20 protein-coding genes are annotated in these 19,204 nt (G+C 65.2%); 10 read left to right on the top strand and 10 right to left on the bottom strand.

Annotation, left to right across the window (positions count from 1 at the left end):
- Positions 1-23: 23 nt before the first annotated feature.
- From pssA to U5782_RS06675, 5 genes are all read right to left on the bottom strand, one after another.
- Positions 24-899, bottom strand: coding sequence for a CDP-diacylglycerol--serine O-phosphatidyltransferase (gene pssA, locus U5782_RS06695; protein ID WP_322043023.1), 876 nt, complete (start codon positions 897-899; stop codon positions 24-26).
- 11 nt (positions 900-910) lie between these two features.
- Positions 911-1,564, bottom strand: coding sequence for a phosphatidylserine decarboxylase (locus U5782_RS06690; protein ID WP_103701416.1), 654 nt, complete (start codon positions 1,562-1,564; stop codon positions 911-913).
- Between the two features lie 149 nt (positions 1,565-1,713).
- Positions 1,714-2,760, bottom strand: a complete 1,047-nt coding sequence (ilvC, locus tag U5782_RS06685; RefSeq protein ID WP_415914264.1) for a ketol-acid reductoisomerase — start codon at positions 2,758-2,760, stop codon at positions 1,714-1,716.
- Positions 2,761-2,853: 93 nt separating this feature from the next.
- Positions 2,854-3,345: an acetolactate synthase small subunit gene (ilvN, locus tag U5782_RS06680; RefSeq protein ID WP_027795483.1), complete on the bottom strand. Its 492-nt coding sequence runs from the start codon at positions 3,343-3,345 to the stop codon at positions 2,854-2,856.
- Between the two features lie 115 nt (positions 3,346-3,460).
- Complete coding sequence (locus tag U5782_RS06675) at positions 3,461-5,236, bottom strand: acetolactate synthase 3 catalytic subunit (protein WP_322043095.1); 1,776 nt, start codon at positions 5,234-5,236, stop codon at positions 3,461-3,463.
- 511 nt (positions 5,237-5,747) lie between these two features.
- Between U5782_RS06675 and U5782_RS06670 the strand changes: the two genes are divergently transcribed.
- The 10 genes from U5782_RS06670 (at position 5,748) to U5782_RS06625 (ending at position 13,765) form a co-directional block, all read left to right on the top strand.
- Positions 5,748-6,311 (top strand): RNA polymerase sigma factor, encoded by a 564-nt coding sequence (locus U5782_RS06670; RefSeq protein ID WP_322043022.1) that lies wholly within the window; start codon positions 5,748-5,750, stop codon positions 6,309-6,311.
- The gene (locus tag U5782_RS06665) at positions 6,308-6,739 is read left to right on the top strand and encodes a DUF3619 family protein (protein ID WP_322043021.1); all 432 of its coding nucleotides are present in this window, start codon (positions 6,308-6,310) and stop codon (positions 6,737-6,739) included. Before U5782_RS06670 ends, U5782_RS06665 begins: the two co-directional genes overlap by 4 nt.
- Positions 6,740-6,756: 17 nt before the next feature.
- A complete protein-coding gene (locus U5782_RS06660; RefSeq protein WP_322043020.1) occupies positions 6,757-7,584 on the top strand; it encodes a DUF3106 domain-containing protein in 828 nt (275 codons plus the stop codon).
- A gap of 177 nt (positions 7,585-7,761) precedes the next feature.
- On the top strand, positions 7,762-8,304 hold the full coding sequence (locus U5782_RS06655) for an RDD family protein (RefSeq protein ID WP_322043019.1): 543 nt from the start codon (positions 7,762-7,764) through the stop codon (positions 8,302-8,304).
- A 220-nt stretch (positions 8,305-8,524) separates the two neighbouring features.
- Positions 8,525-9,475, top strand: coding sequence for a UDP-2,3-diacylglucosamine diphosphatase (locus U5782_RS06650; RefSeq protein WP_322043018.1), 951 nt, complete (start codon positions 8,525-8,527; stop codon positions 9,473-9,475).
- Positions 9,476-9,556: 81 nt separating this feature from the next.
- Entirely contained in the window at positions 9,557-10,588 is a 1,032-nt protein-coding gene (locus tag U5782_RS06645; RefSeq protein WP_322043017.1) for a glycosyltransferase family 1 protein, read from the top strand.
- Positions 10,589-10,795: 207 nt separating this feature from the next.
- Complete coding sequence (locus tag U5782_RS06640) at positions 10,796-11,440, top strand: diacylglycerol kinase (protein ID WP_322043016.1); 645 nt, start codon at positions 10,796-10,798, stop codon at positions 11,438-11,440.
- A 246-nt stretch (positions 11,441-11,686) separates the two neighbouring features.
- A complete protein-coding gene (locus U5782_RS06635) occupies positions 11,687-12,412 on the top strand; it encodes a TetR/AcrR family transcriptional regulator (protein WP_322043015.1) in 726 nt (241 codons plus the stop codon).
- Positions 12,409-12,993, top strand: a complete 585-nt coding sequence (locus tag U5782_RS06630) for a TIGR00730 family Rossman fold protein (RefSeq protein ID WP_322043014.1) — start codon at positions 12,409-12,411, stop codon at positions 12,991-12,993. Before U5782_RS06635 ends, U5782_RS06630 begins: the two co-directional genes overlap by 4 nt.
- A 25-nt stretch (positions 12,994-13,018) precedes the next feature.
- A complete protein-coding gene (locus U5782_RS06625) occupies positions 13,019-13,765 on the top strand; it encodes an SDR family oxidoreductase (protein ID WP_322043013.1) in 747 nt (248 codons plus the stop codon).
- 25 nt (positions 13,766-13,790) lie between these two features.
- On the opposite strand, the gene U5782_RS06620 is transcribed toward U5782_RS06625, so the two are convergent.
- From U5782_RS06620 to U5782_RS06600, 5 genes are all read right to left on the bottom strand, one after another.
- A complete protein-coding gene (locus U5782_RS06620) occupies positions 13,791-14,393 on the bottom strand; it encodes a DUF924 family protein (protein WP_322043012.1) in 603 nt (200 codons plus the stop codon).
- Positions 14,390-15,151 (bottom strand): alanyl-tRNA editing protein, encoded by a 762-nt coding sequence (locus U5782_RS06615; protein ID WP_322043011.1) that lies wholly within the window; start codon positions 15,149-15,151, stop codon positions 14,390-14,392. The genes U5782_RS06620 and U5782_RS06615 overlap by 4 nt, the downstream gene beginning before the upstream one ends.
- A 160-nt stretch (positions 15,152-15,311) precedes the next feature.
- The gene (locus U5782_RS06610) at positions 15,312-15,722 is read right to left on the bottom strand and encodes a group II truncated hemoglobin (RefSeq protein ID WP_322043010.1); all 411 of its coding nucleotides are present in this window, start codon (positions 15,720-15,722) and stop codon (positions 15,312-15,314) included.
- Positions 15,723-15,882: 160 nt separating this feature from the next.
- Positions 15,883-18,399 (bottom strand): ABC transporter permease, encoded by a 2,517-nt coding sequence (locus U5782_RS06605; RefSeq protein WP_322043009.1) that lies wholly within the window; start codon positions 18,397-18,399, stop codon positions 15,883-15,885.
- A gap of 98 nt (positions 18,400-18,497) precedes the next feature.
- Positions 18,498-19,112, bottom strand: coding sequence for a DUF4126 domain-containing protein (locus U5782_RS06600; RefSeq protein WP_322043008.1), 615 nt, complete (start codon positions 19,110-19,112; stop codon positions 18,498-18,500).
- Between the last annotated feature and the right edge of the window lie 92 nt (positions 19,113-19,204).

The following is a 19,204-nucleotide window of genomic DNA, read 5'->3' as shown; positions in this document are numbered from 1 at the left end:
TGCATGACGGTAATCGAGACGCCCTACCGCTCGCGCGGCGACGACCGTGCCGGGTTATTGCGCCCGCGCATGGCCTGCCAGCCCCAGAACACATAGCCCGAAAGGCCGTACAGCACGAACAGACCGAACAGCATCAGCGGCGGATCGGACGACACCAGCACGAACGCCACCACCACGAGCAGCGTGGCCGCGAACGGCACACGATGGCGCACGTCGAGCGCCTTGCCGCTGTAGAACGGCGCGTTCGACACCATCGTCACGCCCGCGTAGATCGTCAGCACGAACGCAACCCAAGGCAGCCACGACAGCTTCACCGGCACGCGGTTATCGGTCGAGAGCCAGACGAAGCCCGCGATCAGCGCGGCCGCGGCCGGGCTGGGCAAGCCCTGGAAGAAGCGCTTGTCGACCACGCCGATGTTGGTATTGAAGCGCGCGAGCCGCAGCGCGGCGCCGGAGCAATAGACGAAGGCCGCGAGCCAGCCCCAGCGACCGAGGTCCTTGAGCACCCACTCGTACATCACGAGCGCCGGCGCGACACCGAACGAGACCATGTCGGAGAGGCTGTCGAACTGCTCGCCGAACGCGCTCTGCGAGTGCGTCATGCGCGCCACGCGACCGTCCATGCCGTCGAGCACCATCGCCACGAAGATAGCGATGGCCGCGATTTCGAACCGCACGTTCATGGCCTGCACGACGGCGAAGAAGCCGCAGAACAGCGCGGCCGTCGTGAACGCGTTGGGCAGCAGATAAATGCCGCGCTTTTTCAGGAATTCCTGGCGCGCGGCACGGCGGCCCGCCGCGGCGCCCACCGCCTCCTGCGCAGCCTTGTTGCGGCGAAACGGGCGCGGTAGTGGCGCACCGCCGGGATTACGGGGTCGACGCGGTTTGAGTCCGGCCATCGCTGCCCTCCTTATGCGGATTGGGTCGGCAATTCAGCGAGGATCGTCGACGAGGCAGATACCTTCTCGCCGATCGACACGCGCGGACGGCTGCCCACCGGCAGATACACGTCGACGCGCGAACCGAAGCGGATAAAGCCGTAGCGCTGGCCGCGCGAGAGCGGCTCGCCCGCACGCACGTAGCAGAGAATACGACGCGCGATCAGGCCCGCGATCTGCACGGAGGTAACGGTCGTGCCGTCGGCCATCGTGAGGACCACGGCGTTGCGCTCGTTCTCGGTCGAGGCCTTGTCGATGGCGGCGTTCAGATACGCGCCCGGGAAGTATTCGACCTTGGCGACGGCGCCGTCCACGGGCGAACGTTGCGAATGCACATTGAATACGTTCATGAACACGCTGATCTTCAGCGCTTCACGGTTGGCATACGGGTCGTGCGCAGTTTCGACTGCGACGATACGGCCGTCAGCCGGGCACAGCACGGCGTTGGCCTGGGTGGGAATCGGGCGCGGCGGATCGCGGAAGAACTGAACGACGAAGATCAGGATCAGCCAGAACGGCCATGCGTAGCCGAAGCCTGCGACCGCATGGATCAGGAGCGTCACGACGGCCGCAATGGCGATGAACGGCCAGCCTTCGCGCGCGATGATCGGATGAGGGTAATTCATGGTGGCTTCGCAGTTATTATAAAAACCGTAGCATAGCAAAAGCCGCCCAGGCTTCTTCTCACCTGGGCGGCTTTTGTTTGAGTCCTACTTGAGCCCGACGGCTGCGCTGCAGTCAAAACCGCACAGCCAATCGGAGCAGCTCTGTCAGATTAGTTCTTCGACTGGTCGACGAGCTTGTTTGCGGCGATCCACGGCATCATTGCGCGCAGCTTCGCACCGACCGTTTCGATCTGGTGCTCGGCGCCCAGACGACGGCGCGATTGCAGCGTCGGAGCGCCAGCCTTGTTTTCAAGGATGAAGCTCTTCGCGTATTCGCCGGTCTGGATGTCCTTCAGGACTTCCTTCATGACCTTCTTCGTCTCGGACGTGACAACGCGCGGGCCCGTCACGTACTCGCCGTATTCGGCGTTGTTCGAGATCGAGTAGTTCATGTTGGCGATGCCGCCTTCATAGATCAGGTCGACGATCAGCTTCAGTTCGTGCAGGCACTCGAAGTACGCCATTTCCGGCGCGTAACCTGCTTCGACCAGCGTTTCGAAGCCAGCCTTGATTAGCTCGACCGTACCGCCGCACAGCACGGCTTGTTCGCCGAACAGGTCGGTTTCGGTTTCTTCGCGGAAGTTCGTTTCGATGATGCCGGCACGGCCGCCGCCGTTCGCTGCTGCGTACGACAGGGCGATGTCACGTGCTGCGCCCGACTTGTCCTGGTGGACAGCGATCAGGTGGGGCACGCCGCCGCCTTGCGAGTACGTACCGCGAACCGTGTGGCCCGGCGCCTTCGGCGCGATCATGATGACGTCCAGATCCGCACGCGGGATCACCGCGCCGTAGTGGACGTTGAAGCCGTGCGCGAATGCCAGCGCTGCGCCGTTCTTGATGTTCGCGTGAACTTCCTTCGCGTAGACGTCGGCGATCTGCTCGTCCGGCAGCAGCATCATGACGACGTCGGCGCTCTTCACCGCTTCGGCCACTTCCTTGACCTGCAGGCCTGCGTTCTCAGCCTTGCTCCACGATGCGCCGTTCTTGCGCAGACCGACCGTGACGTTCACGCCGCTGTCTTTCAGGTTCAGCGCGTGTGCGTGGCCTTGCGAGCCGTAACCGATGATCGTGACCTGCTTGCCCTTGATGAGGGAGAGATCGGCGTCCTTGTCGTAGAAAACTTTCATGTTGGTTCCTTGGCGAGATACTGGTGAAATTCGTTTACTGCTTTAGCTTTTGCTGCACCGGATGCCGCGTGTCGTAACCGCCGCATCCGGTCAAGTTCCGGTGCAAGATCGACTGTGGTCGGGTCACACCTTCAGAATGCGCTCTCCGCGCCCGATGCCCGAGCCGCCCGTGCGAACGGTTTCGAGAATGGCGGTTGCGTCGATCGCTTCGATGAACGCGTCGAGCTTGTCGCTCGCGCCCGTCAGTTCGATCGTGTAGGTCTTTTCGGTGACGTCGATGATGCGGCCGCGGAAGATATCCGCCATCCGTTTCATCTCCTCACGTTCCTTGCCGACCGCCCTTACCTTGATCAGCATCAGCTCGCGCTCGATGTGGGCGCCCTCGGTAAGGTCGACCACTTTCACCACCTCGATCAGGCGGTTCAGATGCTTCGTGATCTGTTCGATCACGTCGTCCGAGCCAATGGAAACGATGGTCATGCGCGACAGCGAACGGTCTTCGGTCGGCGCCACCGTCAAGGTTTCAATGTTGTAGCCGCGTGCGGAGAACAGACCGACCACGCGCGAAAGCGCGCCCGGCTCGTTTTCCAGCAGAACGGAAATGATGTGTCTCATGATGTGATCCGCGATTTATCCAGTTTGACGAGGTGGCCGCCCTCCCCCGCGAGCTCGCGCGCCCCTTGTGTGGACGCGCGCCGCGCGAGGTCGCAACGGCACCGTTCGAATACCGTTACAGGTCTTCCGAGCCGAGCAGCATCTCTGTGATGCCCTTGCCGGCCTGAACCATCGGCCAGACGTTTTCGGAAGGGTCGGTCTGGAAATCGAGGAACACCGTGCGGTCCTTCAGGCGCAGCGCTTCTTTGAGCGCCGGCTCGACGTCCGCAGTCTTTTCGATGCGCATGCCAACGTGGCCAAACGCTTCGGCGAGCTTCACGAAGTCAGGCAACGCATCCATATAGGAATGCGAATAACGCTTGCTGTATTCGATCTGCTGCCACTGGCGAACCATGCCCAGATAGCGGTTGTTCAGCGAGATGATCTTCACGGGCGTGTCGTACTGCTTGCAGGTCGACAGTTCCTGAATACACATCTGGATCGAACCTTCGCCCGTGATGCACAGCACGTCGTCGTCCGGGTGGGCCATCTTCACGCCCATCGCCGCCGGCAGGCCGAAGCCCATCGTGCCGAGACCACCGGAGTTGATCCAGCGGCGCGGCTGGTTGAAGCGATAGAACTGCGCGGCCCACATCTGGTGCTGGCCGACGTCCGAACATACGAAGGCGTTGCCGCCCGTGAGTTCCCACGCCTTTTCCACCACGTACTGCGGCTTGATGATTTCGCTCGAACGGTCGAACTTCAGGCAGTTCTTTTCGCGCCAGCCTTCGATGTCCTTCCACCAGTCGGCGAGCGCCTCGGTGTCGGGACCGTGTTCGGCGTGCTGAAGCTGCTCGATGAGCTCCTTGAGCACTTCCTTGACGTCGCCCACGATGGGGATATCGACTTTCACACGCTTCGAGATCGACGACGGGTCGATGTCGATGTGAATGATCTTGCGCGGACGCGAAGCGAAGTGCGCCGGGTCGCCGATCACACGGTCGTCGAAGCGCGCTCCGATGGCGATCAGCACGTCGCAGTGCTGCATCGCCATGTTGGCTTCGTAGGTGCCGTGCATGCCGAGCATGCCGAGGAACTTGCGGTCGCTTGCGCGATAGCCGCCCAGACCCATCAGCGTGTTCGTGACCGGGTAGCCGAGCAGATCGGCGAACTGGTTCAGTTCGCGCGACGCATCCGCGAGGATGATGCCGCCGCCGGTGTAGATATACGGACGCTTGGCCGAGAGGAGCAGCGAAACCGCCTTGCGGATCTGCCCCGAATGGCCCTTGGTGACCGGGTTGTACGAGCGCAGCGCGACGTTCTTGACCGGTTCATACGCGCACGGCGTCTTCGACACGTCCTTCGGAATGTCGATCAGCACGGGGCCGGGACGGCCAGTGCGCGCAATGTAGAAAGCTTTTTTGACGGTAGCGGCGAGATCGCGCACGTCCTTCACGAGGAAGTTGTGCTTCACGCAGGGACGCGTGATGCCGACCGTGTCGCACTCCTGGAAGGCGTCTTGACCAATCGCGGCGGTAGGCACCTGGCCGCTGATGATCACCATCGGGATCGAGTCCATATAGGCCGTCGCGATGCCCGTCACCGCATTGGTGACGCCAGGTCCCGAGGTCACGAGACACACGCCGACATTACCGGTCGAACGCGCATAGGCGTCGGCCGCGTGCACGGCTGCCTGTTCGTGGCGCACGAGAACGTGCTGAATCTTGTCCTGCTTGTACAGCTCGTCGTAGATGTAGAGTACCGAGCCGCCGGGATAGCCCCAAATGAATTCGACCTGCTCGTCAGCGAGCGCCTTCATCAGCACGGTTCCGCCGATAGAGGTTTGAGCTTGAGGGTCAGATTCTTGCGAAGAGGGGACCGACGTGGAGAATTCCGCGCTGGGCATATTCATCATTCACCTTTCGAATTTTCGGCAAAAAATTGATCGGGTGCTCTCTGCCGGGCTTGTGGCTCGGGTTCAAGCGGCGCGTCCAGTTGACAGATGAGCCTCATGGGCCACACCTGAATTGAGACAAGTCACTTATGTTGCGAACCGTCGAAGATAGCGGCTCGAAAGCATTCGGTCAAGCGCTTATTGTGCAATTCCCGCTCATGACGCCGACATCGGGAATAAACGTTGCATGCACGACGAATCCGCATGCAGACCACTTGCGGACCGGTATGGCGGACGCAGGCGGCAGCCCCCGCGGCCGAGTCGCATCCGCAGAATCGGCCATCGCTCGCAAGGTTCATGCAAAATCCCCGGAAGCCCGCTGAAAGCGGAGGAAGCGCTTGCTCCTGGGTCTGGCGCAAACCCGTGGCCGGGCAATTACCCTGCTTGTGCGAAAATTTGCTAGCATCCGCCAGTTTTACGACATTTTTCGAACGATTACGCGTACGCTGGTAGCGGCGCCCTGCAACGGATGGCATCAGACAAGGAACTCGCCGATTTCCTGGCGGGCGTCGAAAGACGCGCATTCAAGCAGACGGTCTACGCCGTGCGCGACGACGACGCGTCGCTGGACATCGTGCAGGACGCGATGATCAAGCTCGCGGAAAAATACGGAGATCGTCCCGCCGCGGAATTACCCCTGCTCTTCCAGCGTATTTTGCAGAACACGATGCACGACTATTTTCGTCGGCAGAAAGTACGCAATACGTGGGTGAGCCTTTTCTCGTCTCTCGGCGGTGCCGACGACGAGGAATTCGACATTCTCGAAACTTTCGAATCCGAGTCGGGATCGGCGGGCGCGGAGAGTAGTGAGCAGCAGATCGAGCGCAAGCAGGTCCTCAAGCTGATCGACGACGAAATCCAGAAATTACCGGCACGTCAACGGGAAGCGTTTCTGATGCGTTACTGGGAAGATATGGATGTCGCCGAAACCGCCGCCGCCATGGGCTGCTCCGAGGGTAGCGTGAAAACGCACTGCTCGCGGGCTACGCATACATTAGCCCAGGCGCTCAAGGCCAAAGGAATCACGCTATGAGCTCCGCTCCCGAGAACAAAGATCTAGAGTTCGTGCAGGGGATGCGCCGCGCGCTCGATGAGAGCGCCGCAAGCCTCCCCTCCACCACGACCGCCCGCCTCACCGCCGCCCGCAAGGCCGCGCTCGCCCGCAAGAAGGCTGAGCCGGTGCTCGTGCGCGTGCCCTCGCTCGCCGCAGCCGGCGTGGGTGCAGGTATCGGCGTGATGCCTGGTGGTCTGCCGCCGCGCCGCCGTTCGGCGTTGACGCGCTTCGCGCTCGCCTGGCCGCTCGCGGCACTGGTCGCCGGCCTGTTTGCCATTGCGTATTTCGAAGATCAACAACGCACCGCAGAACTCGCCGACATCGACGCGGCAATGCTGAGCGACGACTTGCCGCTCACGGCCTATCTCGATCACGGGTTCAACGCGTACCTGTCGCGCGCGCACTGAAGCGGGGGAATTACGGGGTGAGTTACAAGCGCGGCCTGGCCGTTGTCATCGGATGCGTGGTCACGGCCCTGGTGTCGTATGCGGCGACGTATCCACGCTTTCACCCCGAGCCCTCGGCGCCGGATACGGCCGCCGCTGCGGCGCCCGTCCAGGGCCAGGCCTCGGCCTCGGATGCGGCCGCCCCAGCGGTCCTTGCGCCCGCACCCGGCAACGACAATGCGGATAACCCTCTTTCCTGGGCACGCCTGACCGACGTGCAACGCACCGCGCTCGCGCCGTTCGCCAGCGAATGGGACACCTTCAGCGACGCACGTAAGCGCAAATGGCTGCGAATCGCCGCGCGTTATCCGAAGATGACGCCCGATCTGCAAAAGCGCCTTCAGGACCGCATGACCGAATGGGTCCGCATGACGCCGGAGCAGCGCCGCGTCGCGCGTGAGAACTATCAGGTCTCGAAGGAACTGCCGCCACAGGCGCGCCAGCGCGCATGGAAGGCGTATCAGGCACTCTCGGAAGATCAGAAGGAAAAGCTCGCCGCCAGCGAACGCAAGCGCCGCACCGTGGTGAGCGCACCGCCAAGCGGCAACAAGAGCGAGATCCGCGACATCGAGCGCCTCGTGAACGAGCGCGAGCATCGCGCCCGCGCCCGTACGGCCGCCGGGGCGTCGGTGCCGCCCGGCGCGCCTGCGCCCGCCGCGCCGGGCCAGCCCGGCACCTCCGGGCAGCTCGCCGAACCGCCCGCCACCGCGATGTCGGCCAGCATTCCCGCCGCGGGCAGCTTCGAACCGGCGATTCCGATACCCGTGTCGCCTGCGGAAGCACCGGCGGCGTTCAAGGGTTCCTGATCTCGCACCCGGGCGAACTGACTACACGGTTCGCCCACGCCGGTCGCCCACGCCGGTCGCCCACGTTTTCCCGCGTTTCTCGCCGCCTCTGTTCGCGGTTATGCTCACGGTGTCCCGTCCCCTTTGCGCCCGCATGGCGCTCATCTGACGCCAACTCGACGCGAATTCGACGCCACCGTGACCGAACACGCCACCGCTGCGCCCACCGTCACCGCTTCCCCACCGCCTGCGCCGCATGAAGCCACGCCGCCTGTCAGCGTCCGCCGGCGACTCGCCGCACTGCTCTACGAGAGCGTGTTGCTCTTCGGCGTGGTCTTTCTCGCGGGCCTGGCCTTCAGCCTCGTCCTTCAGCAGCGCAACGGCTACACACATCACCGGTTGATGGCCGTCTGGATCGCACTCATCGCAGGCGCGTACTTCGTCGGTTTCTGGCGGCATGGCGGCCAGACGCTGCCGATGAAAACCTGGCGCCTGCGCGTCGTCGGCCCCGACGGCGCGCCGCCGGCCGTCAGCCGCGCCGTACTGCGCTATCTCGCCGCCTGGCTCTGGTTCCTGCCGCCGCTCGCCCTGCATCCCCTGCTAAACCTGAGCGTGCCCCATACGCTCGTGCTCGCCGCGATCTGGTTCGTACTCTGGGCCGCCAGCGCGCGACTGAGCCGCGAGCGGCAATTCCCGCACGATCGCATTGCGGGGACACGCATCGTCGCCGTGCCGCGATAAAGCAAACTGTCGCCGCCGCACCACGTCATCAAGACGTCACGTGAGCACCGGCGAACGTGGCACGCCTGCGCATCGACTCCGTACGCGCCAATCCCCGCGCGGCAGCACCGCGCCCCACCCCGTGCTAACAAGGACTGCGTAACAAGACCTTCTTGTGACTGTCACGGCTGAGTCACGGCCACATGGCGCAATGCGCGTATTGCAACCTGCCGCGTGAGCCATGGCCCAGAAGACGTCCGCGACCCCACTGTTCCGGCAGACCTCCGGATCGGGCGACGACCCCGCCGCCTTCCACTCAGGTCCTGGCGCCGCCGCGTTCCCGACGCCGACGCTGCCGCTCAAGGACATTGATTCCGCCGATTCGCACGACGACGATCACCCTGCCCCGCATCGCTACCGCACGATCTGGCTGTCCGATATTCACCTCGGCACCGGCGGCTGCCAGGCGAACTATCTGCTCGACTTCCTGCGCCACAACGAGTCGGATTACCTCTACCTCGTCGGCGACATCATCGACGGATGGCAGTTGCGCAAGGGCTGGTACTGGCCGCAGGCGCACAACGACGTCGTGCAGAAAGTGCTGCGCAAGGCCCGCAAGGGCACCCAGGTGGTGTACATCCCCGGCAATCACGACGAGGGCGCGCGCCAGTTCTGCAACCTCGCGTTCGGCGACATCCACGTGCGCGAGGAAGCGTTCCACACGACGCTCGCCGGCAAGCGCCTGTGGGTCGTGCACGGCGATCTGTTCGACGGCGTGATCCAGCACGCCAGGTGGCTCGCCTACCTGGGCGACTCGGCCTATACCGTGATCCTCGTGCTCAACCGCTGGTTCAACCGCGTGCGCGCGAAGCTCGGCTTCCAGTACTGGTCGCTCTCGCAGTACCTCAAGCATCAGGTCAAGAACGCGGTGAACTTCATCTCCTCGTTCGAGCGCGTAATGACCGACGAAGCGCGCCGGCGCGGCTGTGACGGCGTGGTGTGCGGCCACATCCACAAGGCCGAGATCCGCGAGATCGACGGCGTGCTCTATTGCAACGACGGCGACTGGGTGGAAAGCCTCTCGGCGCTGGTCGAAACCTTCGAGGGCGAATTGCGCATCGTCTACTGGACCGTGATGCAGTCGCCACAAGCCCAGGGCGCCACGCGCAAGGCGCGCGTAAGCGCAGCCTGACGCATGGACGCCGCGCTTGCCACGACAACCACGATTGCCTGAGCGCCACTCCAACACCCCAACCCCGAGAGCCGACGACCGATGAAAGTAATGATCGTGACCGATGCATGGGAGCCGCAGGTCAACGGCGTGGTACGGACCCTGAAGAACACGACGCGCGAGCTGATCGCGCTCGGCCATCAGGTCGATCTGCTCACGCCGCTCGAATTCCGCACGATCCCGTGCCCGACCTACCCGGAAATCAAGCTTTCGCTGTTTCCCAAACGGCATCTGCGCGAGCGCATCGACGCCTTCGGCCCCGACGCGATCCACGTCGCCACCGAAGGCCCGCTCGGGCTAGCCGCGCGCCGTTATGCGATCGAACACAACCTGCCGTTCACGACCGCCTACCACACGCGCTTTCCCGAATACGTGCAGGCGCGCTTCGGCATTCCGCTGTCGGCCACCTACCGCTTTCTGCGCTGGTTCCACAAGCCCTCGCTCGCGGTGATGGCGCCCACGCCCGTCGTCAAGACCGACCTGGAGAAGTTCGGCTTCACGAATGTCGTGCTGTGGACGCGCGGCGTCGACCTCGAGATCTTCGAGCCGATGGAGTCGAAGGTGCTCAACACCGCCCGGCCGATTTTCCTCTACGTAGGGCGCGTAGCCGTCGAGAAGAACGTCGAGGCCTTCCTCAAGCTCGATCTGCCGGGTTCGAAGTGGGTCTGCGGCGAAGGCCCGGCGCTCGCCGAGCTGAAGTCGCGCTATCCCCAGGCGAACTACCTGGGTGTGCTGAGCCAGCCCGAACTGGCCAAGGTCTACGCAGCCGCCGATGTGTTCGTGTTCCCGAGCCGCACCGACACCTTCGGCCTCGTGCTGCTCGAAGCGCTGGCCTGCGGCACGCCGGTGGCCGCCTACCCGGTCACCGGCCCGATCGACGTGCTGGGCACGGGCGGCGCGGGCGCGATGAACACCGATCTGCGCGAAGCCTGTCTGGAAGCGCTCAAGATCGAGCGCAGCACGGCGCGCGAGTGGGCCGAACGCTTCTCCTGGACCGCGGCGTCCGAGCAGTTCGCCTCGCACCTCAAACCGCGCGCGCGCACGACGATGCAGGAAAGCAGCGCGGCGGCTTAAGACACACCCGCCACACCGAGCCCCCCCTGGACCGGAGCGACGACGATGAACCGGCCCCTGGCCCCGCCTGACGCCGAAGACGACGACACGCTGACTGAAGCCGCCGCGCCTGATCAACCGGGCGCGGCGCATTCGGACACATCATCAGACGTTTCCCGCGCAACGGGACAAAACGCGTGCGATACTGCGCCATCCACTCGCACCGTTATGGCCCCACGTCCTTCGTCACCATCGCACGCCTCTGCCGCGTCTCGCGATTCCGAGACGCCGCAAGCCAATACGCCGCCCACGCGCGGCGTCCCCACGACCGTCCATGTGGGCGGTGCAGCCAATCCACCCCAGAGCGCGCCGCAAAGTCCGCCGGCCGGGCACACGCAGGCGGACCCACCCGAGCCGCCGCACCTGCACGAACCGCTCGGCCCCGACGATCCGCTCGCCCCGCTGCCGTTCAACCCGTACAAGGGCAACCGCGGCCTGATGCGCGCGTGGAAGGCGCTCCAGTACTCGATCAAGGGTTTCCGCACCGCGATCCGCGAAGAAAGCGCGTTCCGCCAGGAACTGACGCTCGCGGCCATCATGGTGCCGATCGGCATCCTGTTGCCGGTCGAGCCGGTCGAGCGCGTGCTGCTGCTCGGTTCGGTGATGCTGGTGCTGATCGTCGAGTTGCTCAATTCGAGCATCGAAAACGCCGTCGATCGCATCGGCCTCGAGCGCAACGAGCTCTCGGGCCGCGCCAAGGATCTCGGCAGCGCCGCCGTGACGGTCGCGCTTATCACCTGCGTGATGACCTGGGGTTTGATCCTCGTGCCGCGCTTCGGCCCCACCCTGCTGCACTGGATCGGCACACGCTGAAGCCGCGGTGAAGCCGATCTGCCGGGCGCATTCCGCGCGCGCCCGGCCAGTTACTCGCGCCCGCTCACCTTCACGACGAACCGGGCGCCGATTTTCTTCATTCCCGGAAGCCACCTTTCGCGCGCCTGGCGTCGGTTTATAATCGAACGACAGTCTTAAAAAACGACCAACCGCGTCCGGGCACTCACGCAGCAGCATACGCGGCAGCGTTGCTCGCCCGACGCCGCACTTTCAGGGCCGGACGACATGGATGCGAAACCTCCCCGCCGCACACGCGAACGGATACTAGAACTGTCGTTGAAACTGTTCAACGAGATCGGCGAGCCCAACGTCACCACGACGACCATCGCCGAGGAAATGGAGATCAGTCCAGGCAACCTGTACTACCACTTCCGCAACAAAGACGACATCATCAACAGCATCTTCAGCCAGTTCGAGCAGGAGATCGACAAGCGTCTGCGCTTCCCCGACGACCATCGCGCCACCATCGACGAGATGTGGGCGTATCTGCAATACATGGTCGATTTCACGTGGCGCTACCGCTTCCTGTACCGCGACCTGAACGACCTGCTCGCGCGCAACCGCACGCTGGAGATGCACTTCAAGCAGATCATCAGCCACAAGGTCGCGTTCGCGAAGCAGTTCTGCGACCAGCTCGTGGAAGACGGCGAGATGGTCGCCACGCCCGCCGAGATCGCCGTGATCTCGACCAATATCGGCGTGATCGCCACCTACTGGCTCTCGTACCAGTTCGTGATGAACCCGCGCAAGTACAACGACCAGGAAGCGATCCGCCACGAACTGCATCAGGTGAGCGTGCAGATCGTCTCGCTGATGGCGCCTTATCTGCGCGGCCGCGCGAAGCAGCTTTTCGACGATCTCGTCTCGGGCAAGCATCCGAAGCGCGAGTTCTACGACTATCTGCCACCGCGCGACGGCGCCCCGAAAGACAGCAAGGAAACTCGCGAATGAAAGCGGTATGTGTGTATTGCGGCTCCTCCCACGGAGCCAAACCGGTCTATAACGAAGCGGCGCAGGCATTCGGACGCGCGCTCGTGCAGGCGAATCTCGCGCTCGTGTACGGCGGCGGCAAGGTCGGCCTGATGGGCGTGATCGCCGATACGGTGATGGCCGAAGGCGGCCGCGCGATCGGCGTGATCCCCGAGTTGCTGGTGGACAAGGAAGTGGGCCACAACGGCCTGACCGAGTTGCACGTCGTGCCCGACATGCATCATCGCAAGAAGATGATGGCCGATCTCTCGGACGGTTTCGTCGCGCTGCCCGGCGGCGCGGGCACGCTCGAAGAGCTGTTCGAGGTCTATACGTGGGCGCAGCTCGGCTATCACCAGAAGCCGGTCGGCATCCTCAATATCGACGGCTTCTACGATCCGCTCGTCACGATGCTCGATCACACCGTGCGCGAAGGCTTCATGCGTCAGACCTACCTTGATCTGCTGCAGATCGACAGCGATCCCGCGGCGCTGATCGGCAAGCTTCAGCACTATCACGCGCCCGCGAAGGACAAGTGGGCCGATCTGCGCGAGAACGTGTAAGGCACAGCCTCGGAGGAGACTCTAGATGGGCAAGGTCGTCCTGATCACCGGCGCGAGCCGCGGCATCGGCCGCGCGTGTGCGCGCCTGCTTGGCGCACGCGGCTGGACCGTGGGCGTGAACTATCTGCACAACGCGCCGGCCGCCGAGGAAACCGCGGCCGAAGTGGGCCGCGCGGGCGGCCATGCGCGCGTGCTGCACGGCGATGTAGCGAACGAAGCCGATGTCGTCGCGATGTTCGACACGCTCGAAGCGGCGTACGGGCGCATCGACGCGCTCGTCAACAATGCAGGCATCGTCGCGCCCTCCTCTCGCGTCGCCGACATGGACGCCGAGCGTCTGAAGCGCATGTTCGACGTGAACGTGTACGGCGCGTTCCTGTGCGCACGCGAAGCGGCACGGCGCATGTCGAAAGATCGCGGCGGCGAAGGCGGCGCGATCGTCAATGTATCGTCGGCGGCGTCGCGGCTGGGCTCGCCCAACGAGTACATCGACTATGCGGCCTCCAAGGGCGCGATCGACACCCTGACGATCGGCCTCGCCAAAGAGCTAGGCCCGCAGGGCGTGCGCGTGAATGCGGTGCGGCCCGGCCTGATCGACACGGACATCCACGCCAGCGGCGGACGGCCCGAACGCGCCGCCGTGCTGGGCGCGCAGACGCCGCTCGGCCGCCCCGGCAGCGCTGACGAAGTCGCCGAAACGATCGTGTGGCTCCTGAGCGATGCGGCGTCCTATGTGACGGGCGCGTTGCTCGACGTGAGCGGCGGGCGCTGAGCCCGAATCCCTCTAAAACCGCCGTCTAAAACCGCGAGCCGGGTTCGCGCAGAAACGCGGCCTCGGCCTCGCTCGTCGCGCGCCCCAGTTGCGCATTGCGATGCGGGAAGCGGCCAAAGCGCTCGATGACATTGGCGTGGCGCACGGCGTAATCGTAGTAGCTCTTCGCTTGCGGCTCACTCGCGAGTTCGCCGAATAAACGCAGCGATTCGCGCTGCGCCTCGGCGGACTCGGCGTGTTCGAACGGCAAATAAGCGAACACGCGATGCTGAAGGGTCGGCAGCCGCCGATCGTCGCCGCGCGCAACCATCGCGCGGGCGACGGCGAGCGCCTTCTCATCGGCGGAAAACGCGTGCGGCGTATCGCGATGGCAGTTGCGCGAAAACTGGTCGAGCACGATCACTAGCGCAAGCGCGCCTGCGGGCGTCGCGCACCATGTATCGATTTCGCCAGCGCGGGCGGCGGCAAGCAACGCGCCAAAGCGCTCGCGCAACATCGCATCGAACGCCGCGTCCTTCTTGAACCACATCTTGCGTTCGAGACCGTAATCCGCCGATTCTGGCGCGCCGAACCAGAAGTCGAGCACTTCACCAATGCGCGGATCGGTTGCATCAGACGTGGTGTTCATTCCACCAGTTCCAGCACGAGGCGGCGCGTGCGGGCGCTCTTCTTCTCCAGCTTCGCCACCCTCAACGCGCCGATTTCACGCGTGTTCTGCACATGCGTGCCGCCACAAGGCTGCAAATCGACGCCGTCGATGCGCAACAGGCGCACGCGCCCTAGCCCCATCGGCGGCTTCACGCTCATCGTGCGCACGAGTTCGGGACGCTGCGCCATGTCTTCATCGGTGATCCATTCGGTCGCCACCGGATGCGCACCGGCGACCAGTTCCGCGAGCCGCGCCTCGACCTGCTCGCGCTCGATTGGCTCGACGGTAGCGAAATCCAGACGTGCGTACTCGGCCGTGATGCTGCAACCGTCGACGGCATACGGCAACACGGCGCACATCAGATGGCTGGCCGTATGCAGGCGCATATGCCGATGACGGCGCGCCCAGTCGATCTCGGCGCGCACACGATCGCCTGCGGCCAGACGCGCGAGCAGCGCCTCCTGGCCAGGCGCGGGAAGATGCAGCGCGTCGTCGGGCGTCGCGCCTTCGAATTTTGCCTTGCGGGTATCGGCGATCTGGATGCGCGTGCCATCGGCAAGCACCAGCGCGCCCGTATCGCCCGCCTGGCCGCCGCCCAGCGGATAGAACACCGTCTGGTCGAGTTGCACGCCCGCTTCGCTCACGGCGAGCACGGTGGCTTCGCAGTGCGTCAGATAGGCGTCTTCACGGAAAAGCGCACGGGTTGCGAACGTTGCGAAAGGGTTCGCTGCTGTCATCGGCTGTCTCCTTGTTTTTGCGTGGGTGCTGCACAAGGTTCCATTATCGCGATGCGTGCGCGGTCGCAAAATACAGCCGGTTTCGCGCCGCGCCGGACTGTACCGGCGCACTCACCGGGCCAGTCGGCTTCGGGCAAATCGAGGGCGGATCGCGTGCGGATCAGCCCGGACGGTTGCGCATCCAGTCGGCCGTGTCGAAAAACGAGTGCAGCAGGCGCTCGCGCAGCGGCTCGGCGAGGCCGATATCTTCCATCGCCCAGGCCATGCAGCGCAGCCACTGATCGCGCTCCGAGGAGGCGATCGCAAACGGCAGATGACGCGCGCGCAGACGCGGATGGCCGAAGCGCGAGATGTAATGGTCCGGGCCGCCCATCCAGCCGCACAGGAACCAGAACGTCTTGTCGCGCGAGCCGTCGAGCGTGGGCGGATGCAGCGCGCGGATGCCCGCGAACTCGGCTTCGAGGTCCATCAGGTCATAGAAACGGTCGACGAGTTCGCGCACGCGCGCCTCGCCGCCGATGAGTTCGAAGGCCGTGGGTTGTTGCGGCGCTTCGTCGACAGGATCGGTCATACAGTGGATTCGATACGAAAACGGGGGCGGCAACGCACGCGCTTGCACACTGACGCGCGCCGCCGGGCAAAAGCCCATTTTCGCATAGCGGCGCACGGCCCGAATGCCACGGCCTCAGGCCCGGGCGTGCGCTTCGTTCAGGCGAGCGTCGAGCCCGCCTTCACGCATCGCGCAGCGATTGCAACGCGGGCCGCGCCAGCACATGACGCAGACTGATCCAGCCGCCCACGCCCGCGCAGGCCACGCCCGCCACGATCCCGGCGGGCACGAGCCACGGATCGAACGGGAGATAGAACTCGAACACGCGCGTCGCCAGCACCGAGCCCACGATCTGCGCGCCCACCGCCGCCATCAGGCCCGCGAGCGCGCCCACCGCGACAAACTCGGCGATCTGCACCGAGCGCACCTGCGCGTGCGAGGCGCCCAGCGCGCGCAACAGCGCCGACTCGCGCATGCGCTCGTCGCGCGTGCCCGCGAGCGCCGCGTAGAGCACCAACACGCCTGCGGCGAGCGTGAAGATAAACAGGAACTGCACCGCGCCGATCACCTGCTCCAGCATGCGCTGGATCTGCGCGAGGATCGGGCCGATGTCGATGGCGGTCACGTTCGGATACTGCGCGACCAGCCCGTCCACCACGGCGCGCTGCGACTCGGGCAAATGGAAGCTCGTGATGTAGGTGGCCGGGAAATCGCGCAGCAACGCGGGCGGCATCAGCACGAAGAAGTTGACCTTGAACGATCCCCAGTCGAGCTTGCGCACGCTCGTGACGGGCGCGCTCACGTCGAGACCGGCCACGTCGAAGGTCAGCAGGTCGCCGGGCTTCACCTGAAGAAGTTTCGCCAGGCCCTGCTCGATCGAGAGTTGCGGCGTGCTCGCGTCGCCGTACCAGGTACCCGCCTCGATACGGTTGTCGCTCGGCAGTTGCGTCGTGTAGGAGAGATTGAACTCACGATCGACCAGCCGCCGCGCATCCTCGCTCTTGTAGTGCTCGGGATTCACGGGCTTGCCGTTGATCGTCGTGAGACGGCCGCGCACCATCGGTTCGAGATCGGGATTCGCGATGCCATGCGCGGCGAGCCACGCGGCCACCGCGTCGCGCTGTGCGGGCTGGATGTCGATGAGGAATTCGTTCGGGGCATCGGGCGGCGCGGACTTGCGCCAGCCGTCGATCAGGTCGTTGCGCGTCATCGCGATCAGCAACAGGCACATCAGGCCGATGGCGAGCGAGGTGATCTGCAACGCGCTCGCGCCGGGACGGCGCTCCAGCGACGCCAGCGCATAACGCCAGCCCACGCCCGCGCGCGCCTCCAGACCATTGCGCTGGCTGCGCGCCACGCGCGCCGCGCCCCAGAGCGCCAGCCGCGCAATGGCCGCGAACACCAGCAGCCCGAGCGCAAAGCCGCCCGCAACGATGCCGCCGAGCTTGAGCTCACCGGCGGCCAGCACAAGCAGCCCCGCGAACAGCGCGATACCGACGCCGTACGCCACCCAGGCGGTGCGGCTCTCGTCGCCCCACTCGCGGCGCAGCACCCGCACGGGCGGCACGCGCGTGAGCGGCAGCAGCGGCGGCAACGCGAAACCCATCAGCAGGACAAGTCCAGCGGCAATGCCTTCGAGCGCGGGCAGCGGCCCCGGATACGGCAGCGCGACCTCGATCAGCGTGCCGAGCCACGCGAGCAGCGCGAGATGACCCGCATACCCTAGCGCCACGCCGATCGCGCCGCCCACCAGGCCAAGCCCCGCGAATTCGAGCACAAAGATCGAGCGCAGCGTGCGCTGGCTCGCGCCGAGGCAGCGCATCGCGGCGCAGGCATCCAGATGGCGGCGCGTATAGCGGTGCGCGGCCATCGCGATCGCCACGGCCGCCAGCAGCGCGGTCAGCAGCGAAACCAGCGTGAGGAAATGGCGCGCGCGTTCGAGCGTCTGGCGCACCTGCGGCTGGCCATCGCTGAGCGATTCGAGGCCGACGCCGCGCATCTTGCCGCCATCGACCCGCGCATGCGCCCACGCGGCGAACTGCGCGACGGCCGGATCGGCGCCCGCGACCAGCAGCCGGTAGGTCACGCGGCTGCCGTAGCCCGTGAGGCCCGTCGAGGGCAGATCGGCCGCGTTGAGCATCAGGCGCGGCGAGAAGTTGACGAACGAGAAGCCGCGGTCGAGTTCGCGCGTGATGATCGCGCCCACCGTCAGGGTGCGCGTGCCGACCTTGACCGTACCGCCCACGTGGAGTTTGAGCGCATCGAGCAATTCGTCGTCGAGCCAGACCGTTCCCGGCGGCGGAATGCCTTCTGCCGCATGATCGGGCGCGCCCGGCGCGGATGCGATGCGCAACGCCCCCCGCAACGGATAGCCGGACGAAACCGATTTGACTGCGGCGAGGCGCGTGGGAGCCTGAGCGCCAGCGCCAATGGTCGGTGGCACGCTGACCATGCTCGGGAAGATCGCCGTGGTCGCCGTGCGCAGCGCCAGCGACTGCGCCTCGCGCGCGAACATCGGATCGACGGGATGATCGGCGCGCACGATGAAGTCAGCGGCGATCATGCGCCGCGCGTCGCGCTCCAGTCCGCGCTGAAGGCGGTCGGCGAGAAAGCCGACGCTCGACAGCGCCGCCACCGCCAGCACGAGGGCGAGCAGCAGCATGGTCAGTTCGCCCGCGCGCCAGTCGCGCGCGCTCATGCGCGCAGCGAGGCGCACGAGGTCGGGCCAGCTCAGGGAGGTGCGTACAGAGGCTGCCGGCGCGGCAGTCGAAGGAGATGGGGAAGGATTAGCACCGTTCAATCGTGACGGCTCCGCAATGAGAAGCGCGTAACCACATGCGTGGCCATGCCGCGAAAACCGCCCTGCACCCCGCGCCACAGGCGCGGCAGCGCCCAGGTCGCGACCAGCAGGAAAGCGACCAGCATCACGAGAAAAAGTAGCGGCATGAAAAACGCGAGCAACACGCCCACGAAAGTCATGCCGTCCTCGGCACTGGAAGTGACGACGTTCGAAACCGGTTCGGGCGAAAAGTTGATGAGCGCGCGCGTGCCGGCCTTGGCCAGATGTGCCGTTCCGGCAAGCGTGCCGCCTGCGAGCGCGGCGATCGTCAGCACCGCCGGATCGGCGTGGCCGAGCGCGCCGGCGGCCAGCACGGCGCCCGCCGGAATACGGATGAAGGTGTGGACCGCATCCCACAGCGAATCGAATGCGGGGACTTTATCGGCGAGGAATTCGAGCACGGTGAGCGCGGCGGCGACCCCGATCACCCAGGGCGAAGACAGGATCGCGAGCGTGTCGGGAAGATGGATGACGCCCAGACGCTGCATCACGCCGGCCATCAGGACCGTCAGGTAGAGGCGCAGGCCACTGCCCCAGGACAGGCCCGCTGCGAGAGCTAAGGGTTCCAGCATGACTGCCTCCTCGCGCGAGGCTCGCGCGGCGCCGCTCTCCACGAAACGTGGCGTAGCGCGGCGTCTGGATGCCCGAGGCAGCGAAACGGGAC

It is taken from the genome of Paraburkholderia sp. J67 (genome assembly GCF_905220265.1).
Lineage (GTDB): Bacteria > Pseudomonadota > Gammaproteobacteria > Burkholderiales > Burkholderiaceae > Paraburkholderia.
The sequence above is the reverse complement of the archived record's forward strand: the minus strand, read 5'-3'. Positions and strand labels throughout refer to the sequence as shown.